Genomic DNA, 16,578 nt, shown 5'->3' on the forward strand with positions numbered 1-16,578 from the left:
TTCACTCGGAACGGGTCATTTTGCAGCTGGCGGGCATTTCCGCCTGCGCCGGCTGGATGGTCTTGATGACGCGGAAGCCGTAGCCCGAGCCTTCCACGTCGAAACGGACGCCAGGCGTACCCTGCCGGTCCATCATGCCGACCATCAGCTGCTGCTGGAACTGGTGGTCGGCCGCCCGCATGGCGCCGCGCTGCCCGTGCAATTCCACCTTCGCCTGCTCCAGGGCGCGTGCCACCGGCGCCGCCTCGAGGCCGCCGGCCCGCTCGATCGCCTGGGCCAGCGCCTCCACCAGCAACTGCATGCGCATGTGCACGTAGTCGTCGGCCGGATCCGGATAGCGCTGGCGGAAGGCCTGGTAGAACGCGTCGCTCGCCGGGGTCCCGGCATTGGGCAGCCAGTCGGCCACGGCGATCACCTTGCCGACGCCGGCATCGCCCAGCGCGGCCGGCGCTCCCAGCGCGTTGCCGTAGAACGTGTAGAACTTGCCCTCGAAGCCGACCTCGCGCGCCGCCTTCACCAGCAGCGTCAGGTCGTTGCTGAAATTGCCCGTGATCACCGCCTGCGCACCGCTGGCCTTGATCTTGGTGGCATACGGCGCGAAATCCTTCACGCGGAGCATGGGGTGCAGCTCGTCGGCGACGATCCGCACGTCCGGCCGCAGTGCGCCGAGCTGGCGCCGCGCCTCGCGCGCCACCGCGTGCCCGAAGCTGTAGTCCTGCCCGATCAGGTAGACGGACTTGAGCGCCTGGTCCTCGCGCAGCACCGACATCAGCGCCGTCATCCGCATGTCGGCGTGCGCGTCGAAGCGGAAGTGCCAGAAGCTGCACTTCTCGTTGGTGAGGATCGGGTCGACGGCGGAGTAGTTCAGGAACAGCACGCGCCGGGTCGGCTCGCGCTCGTTGTGCTTGTTGACGGCATCGATCAGCGCCGCGGCGACGGCCGACGAATTGCCCTGCAGGATGAAGCGGGCGCCGTCGTCGATCGCCGAGCGCAGGGCCGACAGCGCCTCCTCGATCTGGCCCTTGCTGTCGTAGCGTTCCAGCTGCAGCCGGCGCGCACCCTCGGCCGTCTTCACCCCGCCGCGCCGGTTGACGCGCTCCACCGCCCACACCAGGTTGCGGAACACAGCCTCGCCGCCGTTCGCGTTGCCGCCCGACAGGCCCTCGATCATGGCCAGCTTCACCGGCCCTCGCGCGGGTTGCGCCATGGCGACGGCGGGGACAAATAGCGTTGCCGCCAGCGATTTCAAGAGCCGGCGTCTCACATCTTTCACTTCAGCATTTCCCTTGAAAAACCTGCCGCGGCTCGCAGATGGGAGCCATGCGGCGATCACGGTGGAGAGCCGCGCAGTGTATCGGAGCGGCGGCCGCGTCCGCCCGCTCCAACAAGGAGTTGATGATGTTTTTCGCCCCTGTCGTGCGCACCCGTTCCGCGCTGCCCTTCCGCTCGTTCGACCGCAACTTCGAGCGCTTCGTCAACGACGCGTTCTTCGGCAATGCCGCTCCCGGCTTCCAGGTGGAGCAGGACGAAAAGGCCTGGACCGTGACGCTGGACGTGCCCGGCGTCGCGAAGGAAGACCTCGCGATCACCATCGAAGGCGCCATCGTGCGCATCGAGACCCGCAAGGAAGCCAGGCGCCAGGTGAAGGCCGCCTACGAGCTGCCGCAGGACATCGACGCGGCAGCGAGCGGCGCGAAGCTGGAGAACGGCGTTCTGGCGCTGACGCTGGCCAAGCAGCAGCCGGTGAGCACCGCTCGCCAGATCGAGGTCAGGTAAACCTCGCAGCGGACAGGTTCCTAGATTTCCGCGAGCGGCCAGCGCGGCCTGACGTCGAAGGCGTACGACCGGCTGGCCGTTGCGAAGCCTGAAGCCAGGCGCATCGCCGCGGCCATCGCGATCATCGCGCCGTTGTCGGTGCAAAGCTGCAGCTCGGGATAGTGCACGCGCACGTTCCGCTTGCCGGCCGCCGCGCCCAGTTGCGCCCGCAGCGACCGGTTCGCGCCCACGCCGCCGGCCACCACCAGCCGTTGCAGTCCGGCGTGGTCCAGCGCGGCCATCGCTTTCTTCACCAGCACCTCCACGATCGCGGCCTGCGCAGACGCCGCGAGATCGGCCTTGCGCGCCTCGAGGTCCGCGCCGAGCTTCTTCGCCTGCGTCAGCACGGCGGTCTTCAGCCCCGCGAACGAAAAATCCAGGTCGCCGCTGTGCAGCAACGGCCGCGGCAGCTTGAACGCCGCCGGGTCGCCCTGCTCGGCCAGCCGCGCCAGCGCCGGCCCGCCCGGGTAGCCCAGCCCCATCAGCTTGGCCGACTTGTCGAACGCCTCGCCCGCGGCGTCGTCGATGGTCTCGCCCAGCAGTTCGTACCGCCCCACGCCTTCGACGCGCATCAGCTGCGTATGGCCACCGGACACCAGCAGCGCCACGAACGGGAACTCCGGCGGGTCGCTGCCGAGGAACGGCGACAGCAGGTGCCCTTCCAGGTGATGCACGCCCAGCACCGGCTTGTCGAGCGCCGCGCCCAGGGCGCAGGCGACGCCGGCACCCACCAGCAGCGCGCCGGCGAGGCCCGGCCCGCGCGTGAACGCCACCACGTCGACCGCCCGCAGGTCCACTTGCGCCTGCGCGAGCACGCTTTCGGTGAGTGGCAGCACGCGGCGGATGTGGTCCCGGCTGGCGAGCTCGGGCACTACGCCGCCGTAGGCCTGGTGCATCGCGATCTGGCTGTGCAGCGCGTCGGCCAGCAGCACCGGCACGCCGGTGGCGCGCGCCTGGACCAGCGCGACGCCCGTTTCATCGCAGGAGGACTCGATACCCAGGACCAGCATGGCTGGCAGTGTAGGTGAACGGCTGCGGCGCGCGGGACGCAGGGTCATCCTGGCGTGCTTCTTGCGCGGCGTGCCCGCATGACAGTTGGCCCGGCCCTCCGCATCCTCGTCGTCGCACCCGATTCGCCCGCGTCAGCCGATGCCCGGCCCGAGGCCGAGCGGCAGGCGGAGCGCTCGCGCCTGCTGCAAGGCAGCCTGCTGGAGAACGGCTGCACCATCGTGGCCGTGCTGCCGGCCGACGCCTTGCCGGGGGAACGCGTGGCCCAGCTGGACCCGGACCTGATCGTCGTCGATGCCGAGAGCGATGCGCGCGCTGCGCTGGAGCACGTCGTGCTCGCGACGCGGGACCGGCGACGACCGATCGTGCTGTTCACCGACGACGGGGACGTCACGCACGTGTCCGACGCGGTCGCCGCCGGCGTCTGCGGCTACGTGATCGCCGGACTCGCGCCGGGGCGCATCGGTGCGGTCCTGGCGGTGGCGATGGCCCGCTTCCGGCACGAGCAGCGGCTGCGGCGCGAACTCGCCGACGCGCAATCGGAGCTCGAGGAGCGCAAGGTGGTCGAGCGGGCCAAGGGCGTGCTGATGGAGCGGCAGCGCCTGGGCGAGGGCGAGGCCTACGCCAGGCTGCGCCGCGCCGCGATGGACAGGGGCCTCAGGCTGCGCGACGTGGCCCAGCGGATCCTGGACGTCGCCGACCTGTCGTGAGCTACGGTCGCCCGCGCGCACGCGAGGCCGAAGACGGTGCACGGTGCGCACCTGCGCACGCTTTGAGTGCACACGCGACGCTCTCGGCACCGACGCGCACGGCTCGCCTCCTTCCTTCGCGTTCCTCGCGGCCCTGCCTCCGGCTGTGCGCGCCCGGCGGGATCCTGGCACGCTCCCTGCATAAGGTCACGCGGCTCGCGCCAACGGCGGCGCGGATCCGAAGTGGACAACGGCGTCCATCCCTGCCCGGCACCCGGGTGGAGGGTGGACGCCGTTCTGGTTTTTCTGGTGCTTTCAGGACAGGAGCAGTGATGCAACGCACATTCGACAACACGGGCTGGTCGCGCCGGTCGGTCATCAGGGCCGCGGCGGCCGGCGCCGGGATCGCCGGCGGGCTGTGGCCGATCGCGGCGTCCGCGCAGGGCGGCGCGCTCGAGACCAGGACGGCCAGGCTCGGCTTCATTGCCCTGACCGACGCCGCGCCGCTGTTCGTTGCCGACGAGAAGGGGCTCTTCAGGAAGCACGGCATGACCGGCGTCGAGGTCCTCAAGCAGTCGTCCTGGGGGGCGACCCGCGACAACCTGGTGCTCGGCTCCAGGAGCGGTGGCATCGACGGCGCCCACATCCTGACGCCGATGCCCTACCTGATCACGACCGGGGCCGTGACGGCGAACAACGTGCCGGTGCCGATGGCGATCCTGGCGCGCCTGAACCTCGGCGGCCAGTGCATCTCGGTCGGCAACGAATACCGGGACCTGAAGGTGGGACTCGACACCCGCGAGTTCAGGAAGGCGCTCCTGGCGAAGGCGGCGAAGACCGGCAAGCCGGTCAATGCCGCGATGACCTTCCCCGGCGGCACGCACGACATGTGGCTGCGCTACTGGCTCGCCGCCGGCGGCATCGACCCGACCCGCGACATCTCCACCATCGTCGTGCCGCCAGCGCAGATGGTGGCGAACATGAAAGTGGGCAGCATGGACACGTTCTGCGTGTGCGAGCCGTGGAACCACCAGCTCATTCACCAGAAGATCGGCTACACGGCCAACACCACCAGCGAGATCTGGCAGAACCACCCGGAGAAAGCTTTCGCGATGCGCGCCGATTACGTCGCCGCCAATCCGAACTCGACCAAGGCGCTGCTGAAAGCCGTGATGGAAGCGCAGATGTACTGCGAGGACCCGAAGAATCGCGAGGAGGTGGCCGAGATCTGCTCGCGCCGGCGCTGGATCAACGCGCCGGTCGCCGACATCGTCGACCGCATGAAAGGCGACTTCGACTACGGCACCGGCCGCCTCGTCGCGAACAGTCCGCACCAGATGCGCTACTGGAAGGACTTCGCCAGCTATCCGTTCCGCAGCCACGACCTCTGGTTCCTCACCGAGAACATCCGATGGGGCTACCTGCCGCCGAACCTGGACACCAACGCGCTGATCGCCAAGGTCAACCGCGAGGACCTCTGGCGCGCCGCGGCGAAGGAACTGGGCGTCCCGTCGAAGGAGATCCCCGCGTCCACCTCGCGCGGCGTCGAGAAGTTCTTCGACGGCAAGGTCTTCGACCCCGCCAACCCGAAGGCGTACCTCGACAGCCTCTCCATCAAGTACCTGAAGTCCGCCTGACCACGCCATGAACCACGTCGAATCCATCGAGCCGCTGCGGCTCGCCAATCCGCCGCGCCACCGGGCCGCCCTCGCCGCCTGGATGGCGAACGCGGCACGCGGCTGCGCGGCGCACGTGCTGCCGCCGCTCGTCATCCTGGGCGTGCTGCTGCTGGTCTGGCAACTGCTCGGCTCGCGCCCGGGCGCGTCGCTGCCCAGTCCGACCCAGGTGATTGCCGACACCTGGGAACTGATCGCCAACCCGTTCCACGACCACGGTGGCAACGACGTGGGCATCGCCTGGCAATTGCTCGCGAGCCTCAAGCGCGTCGCCTACGGCTACTCGCTGGCGGTGGTCGCCGGGGTGTGCCTGGGCGTGCTGGTCGGGCAGTCCTCCTGGGCGCTGCGCGGGCTCGATCCGCTGTTCCAGGTGCTGCGCACGGTGCCGCCGCTGGCCTGGCTGCCGATCTCGCTGGCGGGCTTCCGCGATGGCCATCCCTCGGCCATCTTCGTGATCTTCATCACCTCGGTCTGGCCGATCATCATCAACACCTCGGTGGGCATCCGCAACATCCCGGACGACTATCGCAACGTCGCCCGGGTGATCCGGCTGAACGGCTTCGAGTACTTCGCGAAGGTCATGCTGCCGGCCGCCGCCCCGTCCATCTTCTCGGGGCTGCGCATCGGGGTCGGGCTCTCCTGGCTGGCCATCATCGCCGCCGAGATGCTGATCGGCGGCGTCGGCATCGGCTTCTTCATCTGGGACGCGTGGAACTCCTCGCGCATCAGCGACATCATCCTCGCGCTGGTCTGCGTGGGGCTGGTCGGCTTTGCGCTGGACCGCGTGGTGGCATCCATCGGCCGCAAGGTGACGCGCGGCACGTCCGCGAGCTGAGCACGCCATGGCCAACGCGTATCTTTCGATTTCGAGGGTCGACATGACCTTCAGCCGGGGCGGCGCCGTCAACCCGGTGCTCAAGGGCATCAACCTGGACGTCCCGCGCGGCGAGTTCATCTCCCTGATCGGCCATTCGGGCTGCGGCAAGTCGACGGTGCTCAACATCGTCGCCGGCCTGCTGCAGGCCACCTCGGGCGGCGTGATCCTGGACGGCAGGGAAGTGAACGCACCCGGACCCGACCGGGCGGTGGTGTTCCAGAACCACTCGCTGCTGCCATGGCTGACGGTGCGCGAGAACGTCGCACTGGCGGTGGACAAGATCTTCCGTGGCTCGCGCACCGCCGCCGAGCGCCGCGACTGGGTGCTGCACAACCTGGCCATGGTGAACATGTCGCATGCGCTCGACCGCCTGCCGTCGGAGATCTCCGGCGGCATGAAGCAGCGCGTCGGCATCGCCCGCGCACTGGCGATGGAGCCCAAGGTGCTGCTCCTGGACGAGCCGTTCGGCGCGCTGGACGCGCTGACCCGCGCCCGCCTCCAGGACGAGGTGATCCGCATCCAGGCCGGACTCGGCAACACCGTGCTGATGATCACGCACGACGTCGACGAGGCCGTGCTGCTGTCGGATCGCGTCGTCATGATGACCAACGGCCCGTCCGCGACCATCGGCCAGATCATGCAGGTCCCCCTCGCCCGTCCGCGCAACCGGATCGAGTTGGCCGAGGACCGGGTCTACAACCACTGCCGGCAGGAGATCCTCGCCTTCCTGTACGAGAAGCAGCGCAAGGTGGAGCCGATCGCACCCGGCCGGGCCGCAACCGCCGCCTGGCCCGGCAGGGCCCGTGCAGCCGCACCGGCAGCCGCATCCATGGGAGAGTGAAGTGAAACGATCGAAGCTGGTGATGGTGGGCAACGGGATGGCCGGCGTCCGCACCATCGAGGAACTGCTGAAGGTGGCGCCCGAGCTGTACGACATCGCGGTGTTCGGCGCGGAGCCGCACCCCAACTACAACCGGATCCTGCTGTCCCCGGTGCTGGCCGGCGAGCAGACGCTCGACGAGATCGTGCTCAACTCGTGGGACTGGTACCGGCAGAACGGCATCCGCCTGCATGCCGGCAGGAAGGTGGTCGACGTCGACCGGGTGCGCCGGGTCGTGCGCGCCGAAGACGGCACCGAGGAAGCGTACGACCGGCTGCTGCTCGCCACCGGCTCCAATCCCTTCATCCTGCCGGTCCCGGGCAGGGAACTGCAAGGCGTGATCGCGTATCGCGACATCGCGGACACCACCGCGATGATCGAAGCGGCGCGCAAGTACCGCAAGGCAGTCGTCATCGGCGGCGGCCTGCTCGGCCTCGAAGCGGCCAACGGCCTGATGAAGCGTGGCATGGACGTCACGGTGGTGCACGTGATGCCCTGGCTCATGGAGCGCCAGCTCGACGACGTCGCCGGGCGGCTCCTGCAGCAGTCGCTGCAGGAGCGCGGCCTCAAGTTCATGATCGGCTCCCAGACGCAGGAACTGGTCGGCGGCGACGACGGCCGGGTCAGGGCCATCCGCTTCAAGGACGGCAGCGAGGTCGACGCCGACCTGGTCGTGATGGCCGTCGGCATCCGCCCGAACACCGAGCTGGCCGGAAAGATGAGGCTGCACGTCGACCGCGGCATCGTCGTGCACGACACCATGCAGACGGTGACCGACGCCCGCGTCTACGCCGTGGGCGAGTGTGCCGCCCACCGCGGCGTCGCCTACGGCCTGGTGGCGCCGCTGTTCGAGCAGGCCAAGGTCGCGGCCAACCACCTGGCGCAGTTCGGCATCGGCCGCTACACGGGTTCGCTCACTTCCACCAAGCTCAAGGTGACCGGCGTCGACCTCTTCAGCGCCGGCCAGTTCATGGGCGGCGAAGGCACCGAGGAAATCGTGATGTCCGATCCCGGCGGCGGCGTCTACAAGAAGCTCGTGATCAAGGACGACAAGCTGGTCGGCGCCTGCCTGTACGGCGACACGGTCGACGGCAGCTGGTACTTCAAGCTCCTGCGCGAAGGGCGCAGCGTCGGCGGCATCCGCGACAAGCTGATGTTCGGCGAGTCCAGCCTGGGCGACGGCGGCCATCAAGGCCAGACCCGGGCCGCCGCCATGGCCGACGACGCCGAAGTGTGCGGCTGCAACGGCGTCACCAAGGGCACGATCTGCAAGGCCATCAAGGACAAGGGCCTGTTCACGATCGACGAAGTCCGCAAGCACACCAAGGCCAGCGCCTCCTGCGGCTCCTGCACCGGCCTGGTCGAACAGATCCTGATGTTCACCGCCGGCGGCGACTACTCGGCGGCGCCGAAGAAGAAGGCCTTGTGCGGCTGCACCGACCACAGCCACCAGGAGGTGCGCGACGCGATCCGCGAGCACCGGCTGCTGACGATCGCCGACGCCTTCCGTTTCATGGAATGGCGCACGCCGGACGGCTGCGCCACCTGCCGGCCGGCCGTCAATTACTACCTGCTCTCCACCTGGCCGAAGGAAGCGAAGGACGATCCGCAGAGCCGCTTCGTCAACGAGCGCAGCCACGCCAACATCCAGAAGGACGGCACGTACTCGGTGGTGCCGCGGATGTGGGGCGGCGAGACCACGGCGGACGAGCTGCGCCGCATCGCGGACGTCGTGGACAAATACCGCATCCCCACCGTCAAGGTCACCGGCGGGCAGCGCATCGACCTGCTGGGCGTGAAGAAGGAGGACCTCCCGGGCGTGTGGCGCGACATCGGCATGCCGTCGGGCCATGCCTACGCGAAGGCGCTGCGCACCGTGAAGACCTGCGTGGGCAGCGAATGGTGCCGCTTCGGCACGCAGGACTCCACCCGGATGGGCAAGGACCTCGAGCGCGCGCTGTGGCGGATGTACGCGCCGCACAAGGTCAAGCTGGCCGTCTCGGGTTGCCCGCGCAACTGCGCCGAGTCCGGCATCAAGGACGTCGGCGTGATCGGCGTCGATTCGGGGTGGGAAATCCACGTCGGCGGCAACGGCGGCATCAAGACCGAGGTCGCACAGTTCCTGTGCAAGGTCAGGACGTCAGCCGAGGTGCTGGAGTACGCCGGCGCCTTCCTCCAACTGTATCGCGAGGAGGGCTGGTACCTCGAGCGGACCGTGCACTACATCGAGCGCGTGGGGCTGGACCACGTGAAGCAGAAGGTGCTGGGCGACCACGAAGGTCGCAGGGCGCTGTGGGAACGGCTGCAGTTCAGCCTCGACGGCGAGCCCGATCCGTGGTTCGACTTCGATCGCGCGCGGGTCGACACGCGCCAGTTCGCCCGGATCGAGCCGCCGCGAGCGGCGCACGCAGGCGGTGCGCCGAAAGCGCCACGGGAAACCACGGAAGGCATTCGCAATGACTGAGTGGACGGTGATCTGCCGCGTCGACGACATTCCCGTGCTGGGGTCGCGGCGCGTTGCGCGCTCCAGCGGGCCGGACATCGCCGTGTTCCGCAACGACAGCGGCCAGGTTTTCGCCGTGCTGGACCGCTGCCCGCACAAGGGCGGCCCGCTGTCGCAAGGCATCGTGTTCGGCACCAGCGTCGCCTGCCCCTTGCACAACTGGACCATCGGGCTGCAGGACGGCTGCGCCAAGGCACCGGACGAAGGCTGCGTCCCGAAGTTCGCGTGCAAGGTCGAAGCCGGCACCGTGTTCCTCGATGCAGCGGAACTCGCGCACCACGCGGTCGACACGCCGGTGCCGTCGACCACGTGAAGGAAACCCGATCTACCTGCCCCTACTGTGGCGTGGGCTGCGGTGTGGTGATCGAGTCCGACGGCGACCGGATCACCGGCGTGCGCGGCGACCCCCGGCACCCGGCGAACTTCGGGCGACTGTGCACCAAGGGCTCGACGCTGCACCTGACCGCGACGGCGCCGGTGACGCGGCACGCCCGGCTGCTGCAACCGATGCGCCGCGAGCATCGCGGCGGGCGGCCGCAGCCCGTGACCTGGGACCAGGCGCTAGGCTTCGCCAGCGACACCTTCGCCCGGATCATCGGCGAGCACGGTCCCGACGCCGTCGGTTTCTACGTCTCCGGGCAGCTGCTCACCGAGGACTATTACGTCTTCAACAAGCTGGCCAAGGGGCTCGTCGGCACCAACAACATCGACAGCAACTCGCGCCTGTGCATGAGCAGTGCCGTGGCCGCGTACCAGCTGGCGCTCGGCGCCGACGCGCCGCCGGCGTGCTACGACGACGTCGACCAGGCGGATTGCATCTTCATCGCCGGCAGCAACACCGCCTGGGCGCATCCGGTGCTGTTCCGCCGCATCGAGGACGCGCGGACGGCCAATCCCCGGCTGAAGATCGTCTGCTGCGATCCGCGGCGCACCGAGACCGCCGCCGCGGCGGACCTGCACCTGGCGCTGCTGCCCGGCACCGACGTGATGCTGTTCAACGGCATGCTGCACGTGATGCTGTGGGAAGGCTGGGTGCGCCAGGACTTCATCGCCGCCCACACCACCGGCTTCGACGAACTGAAGGCGCAGGTCCGCGACTGCACGCCCGACGTGGTCGCGCAGGTCTGCGGCATCTCGAAGGAGGACCTGCTCACCGCCGCCCGGCTCTTTGCCACTTCGGCGGCGACGCTGAGCCTGTATTGCCAGGGCCTGAACCAGTCCACCAGCGGCACCGCCAAGAATGCCGCCCTGATCAACCTGCATCTCGCGAGCGGCCAGATCGGCAAGCCCGGCGCCGGCCCCTTCTCGTTGACGGGACAGCCCAACGCCATGGGCGGGCGCGAGGTCGGCGGCATGGCCAGCCTGCTGTCCGCGCACCGCAACCTGGCCAATGCGGAACATCGTGCCGAGGTGGCCGCGCTCTGGGGCCTGCCAGGCGTGCCGGACCGGCCGGGCAAGACGGCGGTGGAGATGTTCCAGGCTGCCGCCGACGGCGAGATCAAGGCGCTCTGGATCGCCTGCACGAATCCGGCGCAGTCGATGCCCGGCCAGGCGACCGTGCGACGGGCCCTGGAACGGGCGGAACTGGTCGTGGTGCAGGAAGCGTTCGCGACCACCGCCACCTGCGACCGGGCCGACCTGCTGCTGCCGGCGACGACCTGGGGCGAGAAGACCGGCACCGTCACCAACAGCGAGCGGCGCATCAGCCGCGTCCGGCCGGCCGTGCCGGCGCCGGGCCAGGCGCGCCACGACTGGGCTGTCGCCGTGGACTTCGCGCGGCGGCTGGAAGCCCGGCTGCGCCCCGGCCGCCCGACGCTGTTTCCCTATGACGCCGACGCGGGTTGCGCCGGCGCCGAGTCCATCTGGAACGAGCACCGGGCGTCGACCCGCGGCCGCGACCTCGACATCACGGGCATGAGCTACGCGCTCATCGAAAGCGCCCCGCAGCAGTGGCCCATGCCCGCCGCCGCATCGGCCGGGACCGCGCGCCTCTACCAGGACGGCCGGTTCGCCACCGGCGACGGCCGGGCGCGCTTCGTGGCGGTTGCCTGGCAGCCGGTCGCGGAGCCGCGCGAGGCCCGCTACCCCTTCTCGCTCACGACCGGGCGGCTGCGCGACCAGTGGCACGGCATGAGCCGCAGCGGCACCGTCGGCCGCCTGTTCGGCCATGTTCCCGAGCCGGCCGTCGAAATGCATCCGCAGGATCTCGCCCGGCGCGGGCTGCGCGAGGGCGACCTGGTGCACGTGACCAGCCGGCGCGGCTCGATCGTGCTGCCGGTGCAAGCCAGCGACGAGGTGGCGCCGAGCCAGGCCTTCCTGGCGATGCACTGGGGGCCGGAGTTCCTGGGCGGCCAGTCCGGCGCCGGACAGCCGCTCGCCGGCGTGAACGCGCTCACGACGGCCGCCTTCTGCCCGCAGTCGAAACAGCCGGAGCTCAAACATGCGGCCGTGAAGATCCTCAAGGCGGAACTGCCCTGGTCGCTGGTCGCCATGGCGTGGCTGCCCGAGGACGACTTCTGGGCGGCGCGCGCGGCCATGCGAGAGATCCTCGATCGGTTCCCGTTCGCGAGCTGCGTGCCGTTCGGCCGCGAGCGGTCGGGACTGCTGCTGAGGGCGGCCGCCCACGAGCCCTGTGGCGGCGACGTGCTGGCGCGCATCGAGGAACTGCTGCGGCTCGGCGGCGCCGAGGTGCTGCGCTATGCGGACGCGAAGCGCGGGCAACGGCGGGCGATGAAGCTGGACAGTGCCGGCCACGAGCGGCGGCTGCAAGGATTCCTGCTCGCCGGCGATACCCGTGCGCAAGCCTGGATCCGGCCGCTCCTGCTGCAGGAGTTGCCGGCCCAGGCATACGGGCGGCAGTTACTGCTCGCCGACGTGACGCCGCCGCGGCCGGTCGCGGAAACGGCGAAGCAGGTCTGTTCCTGCCTGGGCGTGGGCGACGTCGCCATCCGCCAGTTCGTGGCCGCGTGCGCCGGCAGCGCGAGCCAGCGCCTCGCCTCCGTCCAGTCGGCGTTGCAATGCGGCACCCGGTGCGGCTCCTGCGTGCCCGAGCTGAAACGGATCGTCGCCAGCCTGCCGCCGGCGACCCCGGCGTCGCCCTGAAACGCCCATGGGCATCAGCTCATAGCCGAAAGTCATGAAGCATCGCGCAGAATCCTCCCCATGGGCATCAGCCAGTACATCAAGCAGATCGGCCGCCGCAGCGGCGGCCGTCCGCTCACGCGCGAGCAGGCAGCCGACCTGTTCGGGCAGGTGCTCGATGGCGCGCCCAGCGATCTCGAGGTAGGCGCGTTCTGCCTCGCGATGCGGCTGAAGGGCGAAACGCCCGAAGAGCTGTGCGGCTTCCTCGACGCCACCCACGCCCGCCTGAATCTGGTCCCGGCCGGCGAGCGCCCGCTGGTGGTGCTGCCAAGCTACAACGGTGCGCGCCGGCTGCCGGTCCTGACCCCATTGCTCGCGCTGCTGCTGGCGCGGCGCGGCGCGGCCGTCCTGGTGCACGGAACGCCCACCGAATCGGGGCGCGTGTTCGCCGCATCGGTGCTGCGCGCCCTGGACCTCCACCCGCTGGAGCAGGTCCGGGCCGTCGCCCCCGGCGAAGCCGCGTACGTGCCGACGGCGCTTCTCAACCCGCGGCTCGCCTGGCTGCTGGAGGCGCGGCGGCTGATCGGGCTGCGCAATTCCAGCCACAGCGTCGTCAAGCTGATGAACCCCTGCGCAGGCGAGGCCGTGATCGTCAGCAGCTACACCCATGCCGAGTACGGCACGGCCATGGCCGAAGTCCTGGAGACGCTGGGCGCGTCGGCCCTGCTGCTGCGCGGCACGGAGGGCGAAGCCACCGCCGATGCGCGCCGGCTGCCGGCGATGGAGGGCTTCCGCCGGGGCCGGCGGGAAGTGCTGGAGGAACGCCAGTCGGGCTCGCTCACGACGCTGCCGGAACTTCCGCGCGACATCGATGCCGAATCAACGGCTGCCTATACACAGGACGTGCTGGCCGGTCGCAAGCCGGTGCCGGCGGCGATCGGCGCCCAGGTGGAACACATCTTGCGTCTGGCTTCCCCATGACCCATCCCGGAACAGTCACCCTGGTCGGCGCCGGCCCCGGCGATCCCGAACTGCTCACCGTCAAGGCGGTGAAGGCGATCCAGTCCGCCACCGTACTGCTGGTGGACGACCTCGTGAGCCCCGAGGTCGTCGCCCTCGCCGCGCCCGGCGCCCGCGTCATCCACGTCGGCAAGCGCGGCGGCTGCCGCAGCACGCCGCAGAGCTTCATCCACAAGCTGATGGTCACCGCGGCGCGCGAGGGCGAGCGGGTCGTGCGCCTCAAGGGCGGCGATCCGTTCATCTTCGGCCGCGGCGGCGAGGAGCTGGAAGCGCTGCACGAGGCCGGCGTCCAGGTGCGCGTCGTCAACGGCATCACGGCCGGCCTCGCCGCCGCCACGGCGCTGGGAGTGCCGCTCACGCACCGCGACCACGCGCACGGCGTGCTGTTCATCACCGGACACGGGCAGCACGGTGCGCCTGCCACCGACTGGCGCGCGCTGGCGGCCACCGCGCGCGAGGCGCGACTGACGCTCGTGATCTACATGGGCGTCAGCGGCGCGGCCACCATCCAGGACGAGCTGCTGACGGGGCTGCCGGCGGCCACCCCGGTCGCGGTGGTGCACCGCGTCAGCCTGCCCGGCGAGCGCCAGGTGGTGACGAAGCTCGGTGACCTGGCCGCGACCATCGAGCGCGACGCGCTCGCCAGCCCGTCGGTGATCGTGGTCGGCGACGTGATCGGCAGCGTGGCCGCGGCCGCGCAGGCGCTGCGCCTGCAGTTCGGCTGAGGTGGGCGCGGCGGGCCCTACACTCGCCGCCCATGCATTCCTTCGATGTCGTGATCGTCGGCGCCGGCGCCGCCGGCCTGTTCTGCGCCGGCGTCGCCGGCCAGCTCGGGCTGAACGTGCTGCTGGTGGACCACGGCGAGAAGGTCGCCGAAAAGATCCGCATCTCCGGCGGCGGCCGCTGCAACTTCACCAACCGCGACCTCGACCCGAGGGCCCCGCACCGGCACTACCTCGGCGAGAACCCGAACTTCTGCCGCTCGGCGCTGTCGCGCTACACCCCCTCGGATTTCGTCGCGCTGGTGCGCCGCCACGGCATCCCGTTCCACGAGAAGCACAAGGGCCAGTTGTTCGGCGACCGCTCGGCCGAAGACTTCATCCGGATGCTGCTGGACGAATGCGGCGCCGGCGGCGTGACCCACTGGCAGCCCTGCACCGTCCAGGAAGTGCATGGCGTCGAAGCGCCAGGCGGCGCCCGCTACGAGCTCGCCACTGAGCGCGGGCCGGTTCAGGGGCGCCATCTGGTGATCGCCACCGGCGGCCTCTCGATCCCGAAGATCGGCGCCACCGATTTCGGCTACCGGATCGCGCGCCAGTTCGGCCTGCGCATCGTGCCGCCGCGCCCCGCGCTGGTGCCGCTCACCTTTGCCAGCGCGGACTGGGCGCCTTACGCCCAGCTTGCGGGCCTGTCGCTGCCGGTGGCCATCGCCACCGGCGAGAAGAAGAGCCGGATGGAGTTCCACGAGGACCTGCTGTTCACCCACCGCGGGCTGAGCGGCCCCGCCGTGCTCCAGATCTCCAGTTACTGGCGCGAGGGCGAGCCGATCCGCATCGACCTGGCGCCGGGCGTGGACGTGGCGGCGCAACTGCGGCGGGCGAAAGCGAGCTCGCGCAAGCTGGTCGCCAACGAGCTGGCGGCCTGGTTGCCGTCGCGGTTGGCCGATGCGTGGGCAGCGCAGGACCCGGCATGGCAACGGCCCGTAGGCGAGGCGAGCGACAAGGCCCTGGCGACGCTGGCGGAGCGGCTCGCCCGCTGGAGCCTGGTGCCGGATGGCACCGAGGGCTATCGCAAGGCGGAGGTCACCGCCGGCGGCGTCGACACCCGGGGCCTCTCCTCCCAGACCATGGAGTCGAGCCAGCCCGGCCTCCATTTCATCGGCGAGGCGGTCGACGTCACCGGCTGGCTGGGCGGCTACAACTTCCAGTGGGCCTGGGCGAGCGCGTGGGCCTGCGCCCAGGGCATCGCCGCGGCCGCAGCCGGACGCTGAAGGCGAACGGTCGAGCTGGGGCCCGCCTGGCCCGCGCCATTCGGTGCCTCCCGGGACGCCGATGCCCCCGTGGCCGGCCCCGCCGAATCCCGGCGCCTTGCCGGCTGGCGGCAGAAGGCTATAATGTCGGGCTTTGCTGGCAAACCCCAATGGGCCTGATCACCATACATTGGGGAAATTCGCGGTTACGGCGCCCGGGCCCGATCTTCCCAGGCACCCTCTGGCCGCACACTTTGGAATTCAATCGCTGATGACGACGATCCGTGTAAAAGAAAACGAGCCCTTCGACGTGGCCCTGCGCCGCTTCAAGCGCACCATCGAGAAGCTGGGCCTCCTGACCGAACTGCGCGCCCGCGAGTTCTACGAGAAGCCCACGGCCGAGCGCAAGCGCAAGAAGGCAGCCGCCGTCAAGCGCCACTACAAGCGCGTGCGCAGCATGCAGCTGCCCAAGAAGCTGTACTGAGCTTCCCGCAGCACCGGCGGCCCGCGCCGCCGACGAGGATCACAAGCCCGCCTGAGGACGCTCGCGCGGGCTTTTTTCATTCATCGCACCGGAGAACGACATGAGCCTGAAGGAACGGATCACCGAAGACATGAAGGCGGCCATGCGCGCCCGCGAGGCGCAGCGCCTGGGCGCCATCCGCATGCTGACGGCCGCGATCAAGCAGAAGGAGGTCGACGAGCGCATCGAGCTGGACGACGCCGCCGTGGTCGGCATCGTCGACAAGCTCATCAAGCAGCGCAAGGACAGCATCGAGGCCTTCGAGAAGGCCGGCCGCCAGGACCTCGCGGACAACGAGGCGGCGGAGATCGCCGTGCTGCAGGCCTACCTGCCGGCGCGGCTGTCGCCGGAGGAAATCGCCGCGCAGGTGAAGGCGATCGTGGCCGAGGTCGGCGCCAAGGGGCCCGGCGACATGGGCAAGGTGATGGGCGCGGCCAAGGCGAAACTGGCTGGCAAGGCCGACATGGGCCAGGTGTCGGCGGCGGTGAAGGCGGCTTTGGCGGGCTGAGGAACGAGGAGGCCCTGCCTCGCGTCGGC

15 protein-coding genes are annotated in these 16,578 nt (G+C 70.1%); 13 read left to right on the forward strand and 2 right to left on the reverse strand.

Annotation, left to right across the window (positions count from 1 at the left end; genetic code table 11):
• Nucleotide 1: 1 nt before the first annotated feature.
• Nucleotides 2-1,207, reverse strand: coding sequence for a branched-chain amino acid ABC transporter substrate-binding protein (locus RAMLITH_RS05785; protein WP_168106328.1), 1,206 nt, complete (start codon nucleotides 1,205-1,207; stop codon nucleotides 2-4).
• Nucleotides 1,208-1,398: 191 nt separating this feature from the next.
• Between RAMLITH_RS05785 and RAMLITH_RS05790 the strand changes: the two genes are divergently transcribed.
• A complete protein-coding gene (locus RAMLITH_RS05790) occupies nucleotides 1,399-1,776 on the forward strand; it encodes an Hsp20/alpha crystallin family protein (RefSeq protein ID WP_168106329.1) in 378 nt (125 codons plus the stop codon).
• 20 nt (nucleotides 1,777-1,796) lie between these two features.
• On the opposite strand, the gene tsaD is transcribed toward RAMLITH_RS05790, so the two are convergent.
• Entirely contained in the window at nucleotides 1,797-2,825 is a 1,029-nt protein-coding gene (gene tsaD, locus RAMLITH_RS05795; protein WP_168106330.1) for a tRNA (adenosine(37)-N6)-threonylcarbamoyltransferase complex transferase subunit TsaD, read from the reverse strand.
• Nucleotides 2,826-2,903: 78 nt separating this feature from the next.
• On the opposite strand from tsaD, the gene RAMLITH_RS05800 reads away from it, so the two are divergent.
• The 12 genes from RAMLITH_RS05800 (at nucleotide 2,904) to RAMLITH_RS05855 (ending at nucleotide 16,549) form a co-directional block, all read left to right on the forward strand.
• Nucleotides 2,904-3,533: an ANTAR domain-containing response regulator gene (locus RAMLITH_RS05800; protein ID WP_168106331.1), complete on the forward strand. Its 630-nt coding sequence runs from the start codon at nucleotides 2,904-2,906 to the stop codon at nucleotides 3,531-3,533.
• A 311-nt stretch (nucleotides 3,534-3,844) separates the two neighbouring features.
• Nucleotides 3,845-5,149 (forward strand): CmpA/NrtA family ABC transporter substrate-binding protein, encoded by a 1,305-nt coding sequence (locus RAMLITH_RS05805; protein WP_168106332.1) that lies wholly within the window; start codon nucleotides 3,845-3,847, stop codon nucleotides 5,147-5,149.
• Between the two features lie 7 nt (nucleotides 5,150-5,156).
• Nucleotides 5,157-6,023: a nitrate ABC transporter permease gene (gene ntrB / locus RAMLITH_RS05810; protein ID WP_168106333.1), complete on the forward strand. Its 867-nt coding sequence runs from the start codon at nucleotides 5,157-5,159 to the stop codon at nucleotides 6,021-6,023.
• Nucleotides 6,024-6,030: 7 nt separating this feature from the next.
• On the forward strand, nucleotides 6,031-6,906 hold the full coding sequence (locus tag RAMLITH_RS05815) for an ABC transporter ATP-binding protein (protein WP_168106334.1): 876 nt from the start codon (nucleotides 6,031-6,033) through the stop codon (nucleotides 6,904-6,906).
• Nucleotide 6,907: 1 nt separating this feature from the next.
• Nucleotides 6,908-9,409: a nitrite reductase large subunit NirB gene (nirB, locus tag RAMLITH_RS05820; RefSeq protein ID WP_168106335.1), complete on the forward strand. Its 2,502-nt coding sequence runs from the start codon at nucleotides 6,908-6,910 to the stop codon at nucleotides 9,407-9,409.
• Nucleotides 9,402-9,761, forward strand: a complete 360-nt coding sequence (nirD, locus tag RAMLITH_RS05825; RefSeq protein WP_168106336.1) for a nitrite reductase small subunit NirD — start codon at nucleotides 9,402-9,404, stop codon at nucleotides 9,759-9,761. Before nirB ends, nirD begins: the two co-directional genes overlap by 8 nt.
• Nucleotides 9,758-12,550, forward strand: a complete 2,793-nt coding sequence (locus RAMLITH_RS05830; RefSeq protein ID WP_168106337.1) for a molybdopterin-dependent oxidoreductase — start codon at nucleotides 9,758-9,760, stop codon at nucleotides 12,548-12,550. The genes nirD and RAMLITH_RS05830 overlap by 4 nt, the downstream gene beginning before the upstream one ends.
• Before the next feature lie 60 nt (nucleotides 12,551-12,610).
• Complete coding sequence (gene ybiB / locus RAMLITH_RS05835) at nucleotides 12,611-13,510, forward strand: DNA-binding protein YbiB (RefSeq protein ID WP_168106338.1); 900 nt, start codon at nucleotides 12,611-12,613, stop codon at nucleotides 13,508-13,510.
• Nucleotides 13,507-14,274, forward strand: a complete 768-nt coding sequence (gene cobA, locus RAMLITH_RS05840; RefSeq protein ID WP_168106339.1) for a uroporphyrinogen-III C-methyltransferase — start codon at nucleotides 13,507-13,509, stop codon at nucleotides 14,272-14,274. The genes ybiB and cobA overlap by 4 nt, the downstream gene beginning before the upstream one ends.
• 32 nt (nucleotides 14,275-14,306) lie before the next feature.
• Nucleotides 14,307-15,539 (forward strand): BaiN/RdsA family NAD(P)/FAD-dependent oxidoreductase, encoded by a 1,233-nt coding sequence (locus RAMLITH_RS05845; protein WP_168106340.1) that lies wholly within the window; start codon nucleotides 14,307-14,309, stop codon nucleotides 15,537-15,539.
• A gap of 250 nt (nucleotides 15,540-15,789) precedes the next feature.
• The gene (gene rpsU, locus RAMLITH_RS05850) at nucleotides 15,790-16,002 is read left to right on the forward strand and encodes a 30S ribosomal protein S21 (protein ID WP_012346814.1); all 213 of its coding nucleotides are present in this window, start codon (nucleotides 15,790-15,792) and stop codon (nucleotides 16,000-16,002) included.
• Nucleotides 16,003-16,102: 100 nt separating this feature from the next.
• Complete coding sequence (locus RAMLITH_RS05855; protein WP_168106341.1) at nucleotides 16,103-16,549, forward strand: GatB/YqeY domain-containing protein; 447 nt, start codon at nucleotides 16,103-16,105, stop codon at nucleotides 16,547-16,549.
• Nucleotides 16,550-16,578 lie beyond the last annotated feature (29 nt).

Origin of the sequence: Ramlibacter lithotrophicus, from assembly GCF_012184415.1 — a bacterium.
Classification (GTDB): Bacteria; Pseudomonadota; Gammaproteobacteria; order Burkholderiales; family Burkholderiaceae_C; genus Ramlibacter; species Ramlibacter lithotrophicus.

What these genes read in the sequence shown, in the direction of transcription:
- RAMLITH_RS05785 (WP_168106328.1), bottom strand. Translation starts at nt 1,207, where the DNA reads ATGGCGCAACCCGCGCGAGGGCCGGTGAAGCTGGCCATGATCGAGGGC.
- RAMLITH_RS05790 (WP_168106329.1), top strand. Translation starts at nt 1,399, where the DNA reads ATGTTTTTCGCCCCTGTCGTGCGCACCCGTTCCGCGCTGCCCTTCCGC.
- tsaD (WP_168106330.1), bottom strand. Translation starts at nt 2,825, where the DNA reads ATGCTGGTCCTGGGTATCGAGTCCTCCTGCGATGAAACGGGCGTCGCG.
- RAMLITH_RS05800 (WP_168106331.1), top strand. Translation starts at nt 2,904, where the DNA reads ATGACAGTTGGCCCGGCCCTCCGCATCCTCGTCGTCGCACCCGATTCG.
- RAMLITH_RS05805 (WP_168106332.1), top strand. Translation starts at nt 3,845, where the DNA reads ATGCAACGCACATTCGACAACACGGGCTGGTCGCGCCGGTCGGTCATC.
- ntrB (WP_168106333.1), top strand. Translation starts at nt 5,157, where the DNA reads ATGAACCACGTCGAATCCATCGAGCCGCTGCGGCTCGCCAATCCGCCG.
- RAMLITH_RS05815 (WP_168106334.1), top strand. Translation starts at nt 6,031, where the DNA reads ATGGCCAACGCGTATCTTTCGATTTCGAGGGTCGACATGACCTTCAGC.
- nirD (WP_168106336.1), top strand. Translation starts at nt 9,402, where the DNA reads ATGACTGAGTGGACGGTGATCTGCCGCGTCGACGACATTCCCGTGCTG.
- ybiB (WP_168106338.1), top strand. Translation starts at nt 12,611, where the DNA reads ATGGGCATCAGCCAGTACATCAAGCAGATCGGCCGCCGCAGCGGCGGC.
- cobA (WP_168106339.1), top strand. Translation starts at nt 13,507, where the DNA reads ATGACCCATCCCGGAACAGTCACCCTGGTCGGCGCCGGCCCCGGCGAT.
- RAMLITH_RS05845 (WP_168106340.1), top strand. Translation starts at nt 14,307, where the DNA reads ATGCATTCCTTCGATGTCGTGATCGTCGGCGCCGGCGCCGCCGGCCTG.
- rpsU (WP_012346814.1), top strand. Translation starts at nt 15,790, where the DNA reads ATGACGACGATCCGTGTAAAAGAAAACGAGCCCTTCGACGTGGCCCTG.
- RAMLITH_RS05855 (WP_168106341.1), top strand. Translation starts at nt 16,103, where the DNA reads ATGAGCCTGAAGGAACGGATCACCGAAGACATGAAGGCGGCCATGCGC.